This is a genomic window from Methylobacterium sp. 1A, from assembly GCF_058072805.1.
In genome coordinates this window covers 2,350,846-2,363,680 of the sequence record NZ_JBYQVE010000002.1, presented here as the reverse complement: position 1 = coordinate 2,363,680, position 12,835 = coordinate 2,350,846, and the positions used below count along the sequence as shown (strand labels likewise).

General features: G+C 70.8%; 9 protein-coding genes. 3 read left to right on the top strand and 6 right to left on the bottom strand.

The genetic code is table 11. The annotated features are described in order from the left end of the window. Nucleotides 1–127: 127 nt before the first annotated feature. The 3 genes from glpT to ACX9MN_RS31160 form a co-directional block, all read right to left on the bottom strand. Complete coding sequence (gene glpT / locus ACX9MN_RS31170; RefSeq protein ID WP_020093148.1) at nt 128–1,468, bottom strand: glycerol-3-phosphate transporter; 1,341 nt, start codon at nt 1,466–1,468, stop codon at nt 128–130. Nucleotides 1,469–1,724: 256 nt separating this feature from the next. Beyond that, nucleotides 1,725–3,230 (bottom strand): glycerol-3-phosphate dehydrogenase, encoded by a 1,506-nt coding sequence (gene glpD, locus ACX9MN_RS31165; protein WP_489726296.1) that lies wholly within the window; start codon nt 3,228–3,230, stop codon nt 1,725–1,727. 97 nt (nt 3,231–3,327) lie between these two features. Further along, nucleotides 3,328–4,089 carry a DeoR/GlpR family DNA-binding transcription regulator gene (locus ACX9MN_RS31160; protein WP_020093146.1) on the bottom strand — a complete coding sequence of 254 codons (762 nt, stop codon included), beginning with the start codon at nt 4,087–4,089 and terminating at the stop codon, nt 3,328–3,330. Nucleotides 4,090–4,307: 218 nt separating this feature from the next. Here ACX9MN_RS31160 and ACX9MN_RS31155 point away from each other — a divergent pair, with 218 nt between their 5' ends. The 3 genes from ACX9MN_RS31155 (at nt 4,308) to fixJ (ending at nt 9,922) form a co-directional block, all read left to right on the top strand. Continuing rightward, on the top strand, nt 4,308–7,646 hold the full coding sequence (locus ACX9MN_RS31155; RefSeq protein WP_489726295.1) for a PAS domain S-box protein: 3,339 nt from the start codon (nt 4,308–4,310) through the stop codon (nt 7,644–7,646). Between the two features lie 115 nt (nt 7,647–7,761). Beyond that, nucleotides 7,762–9,315, top strand: coding sequence for a PAS domain S-box protein (locus ACX9MN_RS31150; RefSeq protein WP_489726294.1), 1,554 nt, complete (start codon nt 7,762–7,764; stop codon nt 9,313–9,315). Further along, nucleotides 9,305–9,922, top strand: a complete 618-nt coding sequence (gene fixJ, locus ACX9MN_RS31145) for a response regulator FixJ (RefSeq protein WP_091978125.1) — start codon at nt 9,305–9,307, stop codon at nt 9,920–9,922. The genes ACX9MN_RS31150 and fixJ overlap by 11 nt, the downstream gene beginning before the upstream one ends. Nucleotides 9,923–10,017: 95 nt before the next feature. Here the strand turns inward: fixJ and efeB are convergent, their stop codons facing one another. From efeB to ACX9MN_RS31130, 3 genes are all read right to left on the bottom strand, one after another. After that, nucleotides 10,018–11,259 (bottom strand): iron uptake transporter deferrochelatase/peroxidase subunit, encoded by a 1,242-nt coding sequence (efeB, locus tag ACX9MN_RS31140; RefSeq protein ID WP_489726376.1) that lies wholly within the window; start codon nt 11,257–11,259, stop codon nt 10,018–10,020. 78 nt (nt 11,260–11,337) lie between these two features. Then, nucleotides 11,338–12,225: an iron uptake system protein EfeO gene (gene efeO, locus ACX9MN_RS31135; protein WP_020093141.1), complete on the bottom strand. Its 888-nt coding sequence runs from the start codon at nt 12,223–12,225 to the stop codon at nt 11,338–11,340. Nucleotides 12,226–12,463: 238 nt separating this feature from the next. Beyond that, nucleotides 12,464–12,649, bottom strand: coding sequence for a hypothetical protein (locus ACX9MN_RS31130; protein WP_489726293.1), 186 nt, complete (start codon nt 12,647–12,649; stop codon nt 12,464–12,466). Nucleotides 12,650–12,835: the final 186 nt, after the last annotated feature.

Here is a 12,835-nt window from a genome sequence, read left to right as displayed (position 1 = left end):
ACGACCGGCGGAAGGATCCGATCGTCACGCTCGGCGCCGGGACGGCCGCTCCGGGCGCCCGTCCCGATCGCACCGGCACGGGCCGGCAGGAAGCCTGAGCATCCCTGCCGTGCCCGGAAACCGCCGCTCAGGCAGGCTGCGCGACCGCGGTGCTGCTGTGCCGCAGGGTCAGCGACAGGCAGACGATGGCGAGGACGCAGGCCGCCAGCAGGAGAATGAAGCAGCCGTTCCAGCCGTAATGGTCGGTCGTGTAGCCGACCAGCGCGCTCGCCGCGACGGAGCCGCCGAGATACCCGAACAGGCCCGTGAAGCCCGCCGCCGTCCCGGCCGCCTTCTTCGGCACGAGCTCGAGGGCCTGAAGGCCGATCAGCATCACCGGCCCGTAGATCAGGAAGCCGATGCAGATCAGGGCCGCGAGGTCGACGCCCGGATTGCCCTCGGGATTGAGCCAGTAGACCAGCGTCGCCGCCATGACGCCGAACATGAACACCACGCCCGTCGCGCCCCGGTTGCCGCGGAACAGCTTGTCGGACAGCCAGCCGCAGAGAAGGGTACCGGGAATGCCGGCCCACTCGTAGAGGAAGTAGGCCCAGGAGGTCTTGTCGACCGAGAAGTGCTTGGCCTCCTTCAGGTAGGTCGGCGCCCAGTCCAGCACGCCGTAGCGGAGCAGGTAGACGAAGACGTTGGCGAAGGCGATGTACCAGAGCATCCGGTTCTTCAGCACGTGCTCGACGAAGATCTCGCGCGTGGAGAACTCGCGCTCGTGGTTCGCGTCGTAGCCGTCCGGATAATCGTCCTTCCAGGCCTCCACGGAGGGCAGCCCGCAGGATTGCGGCGTGTCGCGCATGGTGATGAAGGCGAAGACCGCGACGCCGAGCGCCACGGCGGCGGGCACGTAGAACGCCGCGTGCCAGTCGTTGAACCAGGCCAAGCCGAGCAGGAAGAGCGGGCCGATCAGGCCACCGCCGACATTGTGCGCCACGTTCCAGACCGAGACGACGCCGCCGCGCTCCTTCTGGGACCACCAGTGCACCATCGTGCGGCCGCTCGGGGGCCAGCCCATGCCCTGGAACCAGCCGTTGAGGAACAGCAGCACGAACATGATGCCGACGCTGGATGTCGCCCACGGCACGAAGCCGAACAGGAACATCACCAGCGCCGAGAGCACGAGGCCGATCGGCAGGAAGTAGCGCGGGTTGGAGCGGTCCGAGACCATGCCCATCAGGAACTTGGACAGGCCGTACGCGATGGCGACGGCGGAGAGCGCGGTGCCGAGCTCACCGCGGCTGTAGCCCTGCTCGACGAGGTAGGGCATGGCCAGCGAGAAGTTCTTGCGCAGCAGGTAATAGCCCGCATAGCCGAGAAAGATGCCCGCGAAGATCTGCCAGCGCAGCTTGCGGTAGGTCGGATCGACGCGATCCGTCTGAATGGGTGGCCGGTGGGCCGCGGGAGCGAGAAAGCCGATCATGGCGCGCCTTGGTGCTTGAGACCGCGGATGAACCCGGGCTCATCCCGGGCGCATCTCGGATTGGACGGGGTGCTGAGGTGCAGCGCTCAGCGTCGCGCCGTATCGGCGCGCCGACGCGCGATCCGCGCGTCCGGTCTCGACCTGTGGCGATGGTGGACGGCATGGTCCGGTCGCGGCATCGTTTCCTCCTGTGATGCGGCGCCTCTCCGGCTCGGCCGGGTCGCCGTCTCTCGGTCTCGCTGCGTCCTTGCCGGTCTCAGACGGCGGCGGCCATCGCACCGTCGGTGCGGCCGGTCATGGCCGCGATCCGCGCTCGGAGCGCCTCGACCTCGTCGGGCGAGAAGGCGAGACCGAGCTTCGACCGGCGCCAGAGAACGTCCTCGGCGGTGCGGGCCCATTCCCGGTCCATCATCCAGCGCAGCTCGCCCTCGTGGAGGCCGTGTCCCAGATCGGGTCCCAGATTCGAGGCGATGCGCAGCGCGTCCGTCCCGTAGGCGGCCACCATGCGCTGGGCCGTGGCGGCGCCGAGCCGGGGCGCGGTGCGGGCGAGGCGCGCCTCGAGCTCGGCCACCCCGTCCACCGGGAAATCGCCGCCCGGCAGCGCGGCGCCTCCGGTCCACGAGCGGCCGCGCGCCCCGAGGCGCTGACCGATCTCCTTCAGGGCATCCTCGGCCAGCTTGCGGTAGGTGGTGATCTTGCCGCCGAAGATGTTCAGCACCGCCGCCTCGCCGGCCGCGCCGTCCGTCTTCAGCACGTAGTCGCGCGTCGCCTCCTGCGCCGCGGAGGCGTGATCGTCGTAGAGGGGGCGCACCCCCGAGAAGGTCCAGACGATGTCGTCCCTGCGAAGCGGCGTCGCGAAGTACTCGCTGGCTGCGCTCAGGAGATACTTGATTTCCTCCTCGGTGATCGCCGCGTCGGCGGGATCGCCGGAGAAGTCACGGTCCGTCGTGCCGACGAGCGTCGTGTCGTTCGCGTAGGGGATCGCGAAGATGATGCGTCCGTCCGCGTTCTGGAAGATGAAGGCCCGGTCGTGGTCGTAGAGCTTGCGCATCACGATGTGCGAGCCCTGCACGAGGCGCACGTGCTTGGCCTCGCTCCGGCCGAGCGGACCCTGGATCACCCGGTCGACCCAGGGGCCGGCTGCGTTGACGAGGAAGCGCGCGGCGATCTCCTCCTCGCGGCCGGTCCGAAGCTCGCGCCGAACGATGCGCCAGAGATCGCCCTCGCGCCGGACCGAAACGACGCGGGTCCCCACCGCGATCTCGGCGCCCCGCGCCTCGGCGTCGCGCGCGTTGAGCACCACTAGGCGCGTGTCGTCGACGCGCGCGTCAGAGTACTCGAAGCCGCGCCGGAAATCGGATTTGAGCGGGGCGCCGATGGGGCCGGAGAGGTCCACGGGGCGCGTGCCGGGCAGGCGCTTGCGGCCGCCGAGATGGTCGTAGAGGAACAGGCCGATCCGCAGCAGCCAGGCCGGACGCAGGCCCGCGTGGAGCGGCAGGACGAAGCGCAGCGGGCGCACGATGTGGGGCGCGATCCCCCAGAGCACCTCGCGCTCGGCCAGCGCCTCCCGCACGAGGCGGAACTCGTAGTGCTCCAGATAGCGCAGGCCGCCGTGGATCAGCTTGGTCGACCATGACGAGGTGCCGCTGCCGAGATCGTTCTGCTCGGTCAGCGACACCGAGTATCCCCGGCCGGCCGCGTCCCGCGCGATGCCGCAGCCGTTGATCCCCCCGCCGATGACGGCCACGTCGAACGTCCGCATGATCCTCCCCCTCTCGTGCCGCGGCGTCGGACGCGCGGCTGCGAAAGCAGAGGAATTGAATACGAAACCAAAGGAAAGTCAATCGAAACCAATACGCTCAGCGACCGGTTTCGACGAGCCGCACTCCGGACGCGCGGCACAGGTCGCGCAGCGTATCGCTGGGGCAGCGATCGGTCACGAAGGTGCCGACTTGGCTGAGCTGGGCGAGCCGGACCGGCGCGCTGCGCTCGAACTTGGTGGAATCGGCGACCAGCACGACGTGGCGGGCGTTGGCGATGATCGCCTGCGCGACCCGGACCTCGCGATAGTCGAAGTCGAGGAGGGCCCCGTCCTCGTCGATCGCCGAGGCCCCGATCACCGCGAAATCGACCTTGAACTGGCGGATGAAATCCACCGCCGCCTCCCCGACGATCCCCCCGTCCGAGCGGCGGATCAGGCCACCCGCCACGATGCACTCGATCTCCGGGCTGGGCCGCAGGGCGAGCGCGACGTTGAGGTTGTTGGTGATCACCATGAGGCCGGAATGGCTCAGCAGCGCCCGGGCGACGGCCTCGGTGGTGGTGCCGATATTGATGAACAGCGAGGAGCGGTCCGGGATCAGGTCGGCGGCCGCGCGCGCGATCGCCGCCTTCTCGGGCGCCGCGATCGCGTTGCGTGCCTCGTAGTCGAGGTTCTCGGCGCCCGCGCCGAGCACCGCCCCGCCGTGGATGCGCGAGAGGAGGCGCGCGTCGCACAGGTCGTTCAGGTCCTTCCGGATGGTCTGCACGCTGACCGCGAACCGGCCGGACAGGGCATCGACCGAGACGCGCCCCTCGGTCCGGGCGACGTCCATGATCGCGTTCTGACGCTCCGAGAGCATGCCTTCAGACCTCCGCGCGGCGAAAACGAAACCGGTTTCGGTGCGAACGCGCGAACGATGCCGAAAAGCGAAGGCGCGCTCTGAACCGGCCTTCACGCCTAGCGGATTCACCTCCGGGAGGAAACGTCCGGACCCCGCGGCCCGGCCCGGCGGATGTTGACGATGCGCGCCCGCGCGTCGACAAGCGCCGCGATGGAACGGTTTCGGTATTCGCATCGATGACGCGCGCGGCCGTCCCGCAGAACTGGTCTCCGGTCGGAGGCGGGGATCTCGGCGACCTGATCCGCGGTCATGACTGGGCGGCGACGCCGCTCGGGGCCATCGCCTCCTGGCCCGCGCCCGTCCGGACCATCGTCCAGACCCTGCTGCTCTCGCCGGTCCCGACGGTGGCGATCTGGGGAATCGACGGGATCCTGGTCTACAACCGGGGCTACGCGGAGGTCTGCGGCCCGCGCCATCCGGAGGCCCTCGGCGGGCGTCTCCTGGAACTCTGGCCGGAAGCCCGCGCCTTCAACGCGCACGTGATCGCCAGCGGCCTGGCCGGTCGTCCGCTCAGCTTCCGCGCCCAGGAACTGGAGCTCTGGCGACACGGGCGTCCGGAGACGGTCTGGATGGACCTCGACTACACGCCCATCCTAGACGACGACGGGACGCCGATCGGCACGCTCGCCACGGTGCGCGACATCACCGAGCGCGTCCTCAGCGAGCGTCGGATCGCCGAGAACGAGAGCCGCCTCGGCTTCCTCGACCAGCTGGGCCAGGCAACCGCGAACGCCCGCGACGCCGGCACGATCCTGGAGATCACCACGCGCTGCGTCGACGCACACCTGAACCTGTCGAATTGCGCCTACGCCGACATGGATCCGGACGGCGACGGCTTCACCATCCGCGGCAACTGGCACGTGCCGACGGCGCCCTCGATCCTCGGGCACTACAGCCTCGCCGATTTCGGCGCCCTGGCCGTCCAGGAACTCAATGCCGGCCGGCCGCTCATCATCAACGACAACGCCGCCGAGCTCGCCCCGCACGAGGCCGAGGCCTTCCGGGCGATCGGGATCGCGGCCACCATTTGCATGCCGCTGGTGAAGGACGGACGGCTCGCCGCCCTGATGGCCGTCCACCACGCGCGGCCTCACCGCTGGTCGCGCGCCGAGCTCGCGCTCATCCGCGAAGCGACCGAGCGCTGCTGGGCGCATATCGAGCGTGTCGGCGCGGAGGCGAGCCTGCGGCTCAGCGAGGCGCGGCTCCGCGCCCTGGTCCACGCGACCTCCGACGTGGTCTACCGCATGAGCCCGGACTGGCAGGAGATGCGCCAGCTCCACGGCCGCGGCTTCCTGTCCGACATGGCGGAGCCGAGCGTGCGCTGGCTCGACCGCTACGTCGATCCGGCCGACAGGTCCGAGGTCATGGCCGCCGTCAACGACGCGGTCAGCCGCAAGGGCCTGTTCGAACTCGAGCACCGGGTCCGGCGCGCCGACGGCGGCGTCGGCTGGACGCTGTCGCGCGCGGTGCCGCTGATCGATCGGCACGGGACCGTCACCGAGTGGTTCGGGATGGCCAGCGACGTCACGTTCCGCCACGAGGCCGACGCGCGGCTCAGGGAGAGCGAGGCCCGCTTCCGCGCCATGGCGGACGACGCGCCGGTGATGACCTGGATCACCGACGAGACCGGGGCGTGCATCTACCTCAACCGGCGCTGGTACGAGTTCACCGGGCAGGCGGAGGCCGAGGCGCTCGGCCTCGGCTGGCTGGACGCGATCCATCCCGACGACCGCGCCCACTCCGAGCAGGTGTTCCTGGCGGCGAACGCCGACCGAGCGTCGTTCCGCCTCGAATACCGCCTCCGGGACGGGGACGGCCGGTACCGCTGGGCGCTCGACGCCGCGTCGCCGCGGTTCGCCTCCGACGGCGCGTTCCTCGGCTATTTCGGCTCGGTCATCGACATCGACGAGCGCCGCGAGGCCGAGGCGCGGCTGCGCACGCTGACCGACGTCGTGCCGGCCTTCGTCTGGTTCGCCTCGCCGGACGGCCGGCTGCATTACCTGAACGACCGCTGGTGCGCGTATACCGGCCTCGACACGCAGGCGTCGCTGCCCGATGGCTGGATCGAGGCGGTGCATCCGGACGATCGCGCGCGGACGGCGGCGGTCTGGGCGGACGCGCGCGAGCGCGGTGTCACATACGAGATCGAGGTGCGCTATCGGCGGCACGACGGCGCGTATCGCTGGTACATGGCCCGGGCCGAACCGCTGCGCGATCCCGGAGGGACCATCACCGCCTGGTTCGGGACATCGACCGACATCCACGACCGCAAGCTGGCGGAAGACCGCCTGCGCGAGTTGAACGAGACCCTGGAGAGCCGTGTCGCCGAGCGCACCGGAGAGCTGCTCAAGACCGAGGAGGCGCTGCGCCAGTCGCAGAAGATGGAGGCCGTGGGCCAGCTCACCGGCGGCGTGGCGCACGACTTCAACAACCTGCTGACCATCATCCGCTCGTCCGTCGACTTCCTGCGCCGGCCCGAGCTGCCCGAGGCGCGCAAGGCCCGCTACCTCGACGCGGTGTCCGACACGGTCGATCGCGCCGCCAAGCTGACCGGCCAGCTTCTCGCCTTCGCCCGCCGCCAGACCCTGGACCCGCAGGTCTTCGACCTCGGCGACCGGTTGCGGGCCGTGGCCGAGCTGCTCGACACGGTGACGGGCGCGCGGATCCGGGTCGTCACCGCGATCCCGGAAGTCTCCTGCGCCGTGCGCGCCGACCTGAGCCAGTTCGAGACGGCGCTGGTGAACATCGCCGTCAACGCGCGCGACGCGATGGACGGCGAGGGCACCCTCACGCTGCGATTGACCTGCACCTGCCCTCTGCCGGCGATCCGCGGGCACGCGGCGAGCGCGCGGCCGTTCGCGGCGATCGCGCTCACCGATTCCGGCTCCGGCATCGCCCCGAACGTGCTGGACCGGATCTTCGAGCCGTTCTTCACCACCAAGGAGGTCGGCAAGGGGACGGGCCTGGGCCTGAGCCAGGTATTCGGCTTCGCGAAGCAGTCCGGCGGCGATGTCGCGGTCGAGAGCGTGCTCGGCGCGGGGACGACCTTCACGCTCTACCTGCCCGAAGTCGCGGCCGAGTCCGCGCCGTACGCCGCCGTAGCCCCCGCGGAGCCGGCCTCCCCCATCGGTTCCGGCCAGCGCGTTCTGGTGGTGGAGGACAACGTCGAGGTCGGCACCTTCGCCACGCAGATTCTGGAAGATCTCGGTTACGAGACCACCTGGGCGGCGAATGCCGAGGAAGCCTTGGACCGGCTCGGACCCGAGGGAACGGAGTTCGACGTCGTGTTCTCGGACGTAGTGATGCCGGGGATGGGCGGGCTGGCCCTCGCGCAGGAACTCAGGCGCCGGATGCCGCGGCTTCCGGTGCTCCTGGCCTCAGGCTACAGCCACGTCCTCGCGCAGGACGGCGCGCACGGATTCTCGGTCCTATACAAACCCTACTCGGCCGAGCAGCTCGGACGCCTGCTTCGGCAAGTCACCGCGCGGAAGCGGGGCGCGACGGCGACGCCGTGAGCCGCTGCGGCGCGCACGCGCGCCCCCCGGCTGTTTGCTGATGCAACCGGCGGTGTAAGACGGGCGCCGACGACCCGGACGGATGACGGTGCCGTCCCCCCCGCGCGCGACTGACATGACGACGGATGAACACCCATACGCGCCCGCCACCGGCGACGGCGGCCCCTTCGACGCCGACGGCCTGCGGCTGACGCTGGACGAGGCCGGCATCTGCGGCTGGGCCCTCGACATCCCGACCGGGCGCGTCACGATCCTCCCGTCCTGCATCCGCCTGTTCGGCGTGCCGCCGGACCGTCTCACCACCCTGGACGAGATCCAAGCGCGCGTTCACCCGGACGACCGCGCCGCCCGGGCGGCGGCGATCGGGCGCGCGCTGACGGACGGCGGAAGCTACGAGATCGACTTCCGCGCCGTGCATCCCGATGGACGCGTTCACTGGTTGCGCTCGCGCGGGCGCGTGCAGGTCGATGCCGGCGGCCGGCCGTGCCGGCACCGGGGCGTGGTCTTCAGCATCCACGCGCAGAAGCAGGCCGACGAGGAGTTGCGGGCGCGCGAGGCACACCTGCGCTCGATCCTCGACACGGTGCCCGATGCGATGATCGTCATCGACGAGCAGGCGCAGATCAAGTCGTTCAGCGCGGCCGCCGTGCGCCAGTTCGGCTACGGCTCGGACGAGATGGTCGGGCGGAACGTCAGCGTGCTGATGCCGGAGCCGTACCGCAGCCAGCACGACGCCTACATGGCCCGCTACCTCCGGACGGGCGAGCGCCGGATCATCGGCATCGGCCGCGTCGTGGTCGGCCAGCGCAAGGACGGCTCCACCTTCCCCATGGAGCTGTCGGTCGGGGAGATGCGCTCGGGCGGCGAGCGCTACTTCACCGGCTTCATCCGCGACCTCACCGAGCGGAACGAGACCGAGACGCGCCTGCAGGAGCTGCAGTCCGAGCTGGTGCACATGTCGCGCTTCACCGCCCTAGGCGAGATGGCCTCGACCCTGGCCCACGAGATCAACCAGCCCCTGACGGCGATCGCGAGCTACCTGAAGGGCTGCCGCCGCCTCCTCGGGCGCATGGAGGGTCCCGAGGTGCCCCTGCTCGCCGACGCGGTGAACCAGGCGGCCGACCAAGCCCTGAGAGCCGGGCAGGTGATCCGGCACCTGCGGGATTTCGTGTCGCGCGGCGAGAGCGAGCGCCACATCGAGGGATTGCCGAAGCTGATCGAGGAAGCGAGCGCCCTGGCCCTCGTCGGCGCCAAGGAGAAGGGCGTGCGCGTCCGCTTCGATCTCGACCCGGACGCGCCCCTCGTGATGGCGGTCCGGATCCAGGTGCAGCAGGTCCTGCTCAACCTCATCCGCAACGCGATCGAGGCCATGCAGGACGTCGCCCGGCGCGACCTGACCGTCGCCACGCGGGCGCTGCCCGCCGAGGGCCTGGTCGAGGTGCGCGTGTCGGATACCGGGACCGGCATCGCGCCCGAGATCGCCGAGCAGCTCTTCCAGCCCTTCGTGACGACGAAGGCGAACGGCATGGGCGTCGGCCTGTCGATCTGCCGGACGATCGTCGAGGCCCACGGCGGCAAGATCCAGGCCGGACCCGGTCCGGACGGCGGGACGACCTTCCGCTTCACCCTGCGCACCTTCGACCGCGAGGAGATGGCTCATGTCGAGTGACGCGCCCGTGCACATCGTGGACGACGATCTCGCGGTGCGTCAGGCGCTGGCCTTCCTGCTGGCGACCGACGGGCTGACCGTCCGCGTCCACGATTCCGCGACCGCCTTCCTGGCGGCGGAGCCCGAGCGCGTCGGCTGCGTCGTCACCGACGTGCGCATGCCCGGCATCGACGGCGTCGAGCTCCTGCACCGCCTCCGTCAGCGGGGCAGCCTGCCGCCGGTCATCGTCATGACGGGCCACGCGGACGTCGCCCTCGCGGTCGCGGCCATGAAGGCCGGCGCGGTCGACTTCATCGAGAAGCCGTTCGACGACGAGGTGCTCCTCGCCAGCATCCGCTCGGCCCTGGCGCGCTCGGACCGGACGGCCAAGCGCGCGTCCGAGCGCGACGCGGTGCGGGCGCGCCTGGCCGAACTGACCGAGCGCGAGCGGCAGGTGCTGGAGGGACTGATCGCCGGCAAGGCCAACAAGGTGATCGGCCTCGATCTCGGCATCAGCCCGCGGACGGTGGAGATCTACCGGGCGAACGTCATGTCCAAGCTCCAGGCCGGCAGCCTTTCCGAACTCGTCCGCATGGCCCTGATCGCGGGGCAGACGGACGGCGACTGAGCGCGGGAGCGGTCCCGCGGGCGGCCGGTCTCTCGGGCGCCCCGGGCGCAGCATCCGGGGGCGGTGGTCCGAGCCGGAATCCGCGTCGACGCCGTCTAGGTCGTGGCCAGCATTCCTTCCCCGAGGAAGGAGCCGGGCCCCGGCACGCCGGGCAGAGCGAAGAAATAGCCGCCGCCGATCGGGCGGATGTACTCTTCGAGCCCCTCGCCGGACAGACGGTTCTGCACGGTGACGAATCCGGCGGCGAGGTCGGCCTGGTAGCAGACGAACAGCAGGCCCATGTCGAGCTGGCCGGCGGCGGTCAGCCCGCGGGAATAGTTGTAGCTGCGGCGCAGGATCAAACTGCCCTCGGTGCCCGGCAGGCGCGGATTGGCGAGACGGATATGGGCCGCCAGCGAGATCGCCTCGCCGTCCGGGTCGGCGGCGTAGTCGGGGACGTCGCGCTCGTGTCCCTGCCGAAGCGGCGCGCCGCTGCCCTTGTGCCGCCCGATGATGGCCTCCTGCTCGCCGAGCGGCGTGCGGTCCCAGCGCTCGACGAGGGTGCGGATGATCCGCACGACCTGGTAGCTTCCGCCCGTCGTCCAGGCCGGCTCGTCCTGCCCCGCTCCGACCCAGACGTAACGGTCCATCATCCGGAGGTCCCGCACGTCGAGGTTGGCGGTGCCGTCCTTGAAGCCGAGCATGTTGCGCACGGTGTCGGCCCCCATGGTCTTCACAACGTGGGGCGGGAGGAAGCCCTCCATCTTCCAGCGCGGTGTGAGGAGGCCGGGCGTCGCCTTGATGACGTCGCGCAGGGCGTGGATGTTGGTCTCGGCGGTGTTCGAGCAGAACTGGATCAGCAGGTCGCCGTGGCACTGCGCCGGGTCGAGCGCGTCGTTGGGGAAGCGCTCCATCGGCCCGAGATGGCGCGGGCGAGCGCGACCCAGGCCGAACCGGTAATCGAACAGGCTCGCGCCGACCGAGACGGTGGCGGTGAGATTGTCCGGGAGGATGGTCGGCCCGAGGATGCCGGAATTGCGCGGCGGGAGCTGCGGGTGAAGATCGGGCACGGCACCGCCGCGCGTCAGGAAGGCGAGGCGCTCGGTGAGCATCCGGAACAGGTGGGGCAGCTCGCCGCGCCGCTCGGCCAGCACGTCGAAGGCGACGTACAGGGCGGCGGCCGGCTGCGGGGTGACGATCCCGGCCTGGTGGGGGCCGTAGAAGGGCTGGGCGACGAGCGTCCCTTCCGTGGCGATGGTCGGCGTGGCGTCCTCGGCCCGGGCCGGGCCGACGAGCGCGGCGGCGCCGAGGCCGCCGAGAAACCGGCGGCGGGTGGGAACCGGTGACGGGAAACGCATCATCGCTCGGCAAGGTCTGTGTGTGTTGCCCCCTGTAGCCTCGAACAAAGGCCACAGGGCGGCACCTCGACAATGATATCAGTCTAGACCCAACCGGCCACGCAGCGTCGACAGATCTTCAGCCAGAAGGGTGATGGGCCCCTTCAGGGCGTTGCGGTCGCGGGCGGTCAGGTTGTCGTAGCTCTGGAAGCCGCCGTCCGGACTGCGGTAGCGCGCGAGCAGGTCCTCGACCCGCTTGTAGCTGCGCTCGACCCGGGCGACGAAGTCCCGGTCCGTCAGCAGCGGCCGCAGGAGCGTGAACACCACCTTCGAGCCCTCGATATTGGCCTGGAAGTCCCACAGGTCGGTGCGGCTGTAGCGCTCCTCCTCGCCGCTGATCTTGGTGGCGGCGATCCCCTCGATCAGGGCCGAGGCCGCCCCGACCGCCCGGGCGGGCGGGATGGCGAGCGCCGCGAGTCGGTCGCGCAGGGTCACGGTCTCGGCGGTGAGCCGCTCCGCGACCTCGCCGAGCCCCTCCGTGGTGCCGAGGGTGAACAGCGCCATCTCCAGCCGATGGAAGCCGACGAAGGCGGGATCGCGCTCGCGCAGCTCGAACTCGTCGCTGCGCACGTCGAGACGCTTGATCAGCTCGGGAAACAGGGCCGCCACCGGCTCGATACGCTCGTAGGGCGCGCGCGCCGGGGCGTAGAGCCGGCGCGCCTCCGCGAGCTGCCCGGCCTGGATCGCCGCGACGAAGCGCGCGGTCTCGCGCACGAAGGCGTCGGCCTGGGCCACGACGTAGGTCCTGTACGCCGCGAGGGCCGCAGCCAGCTCCGGCGGCACCGGCCGGGACGGCCGGGCGGGACGCGGGCTGTCCGGCATGTCGAGGGACCAGCCCGGGCGGGGATCGCCGACGCCGATCAGCGTCGCCAGAGCGAGGGCCGCGATGCGGGATCGGTCCCGGGCGAGGCTTGGAGACGCGGGCATGGGCGGCGCATCGTGACACGGGGCGCGGCCCGAGCCGGCCGCATCGACCGGCTAATCGAGGCCTCACCGGCGGGCAACTGCCGACCGCGGCGGCGGTTCGCGGCGGGCCCTGGTCGACCGGCCTTCCGGCGGCCTCGCGGAGCATGATCGCGGCGCGCTCAGACGAGGAGCGGGATCACGATCGCGAGCAGGACATTCCCGCCGATGAGCAGGATCAGAGGAAGCGTCTCCACGCCGGTCAGCCCAGGCAGGACCGGGCGCGGATCCCGGCCATCGTGGGCTTGACCGGGCAGGCGGGCGCGTCCGCGGCGTAGCTCCGGGTGCCGGCCTGCTGCCCGGTGACGGCCTGCGAGAGCGCCGGCAGGTAGGTCGTTCCAACCATGATGCCGGCCGAGAGCAGGAGGCGGGCGATGACGTCGAGCATGGTGTTTCCCCTCATTCGGCCTTCGAGGACCGTTGTGCGGGGCGGTATCTACGCAAGCGGTGCTGCGGGAATATTGCGTCCCGTGTTGCTTCAGCGCTCTCGGGAAGTCATCGCGTCGATGGCACAATAACGGACTGTGTCGTCGCGGAATCAGCGATGGATCGGGGAGCGGGACGGGTGACGGGG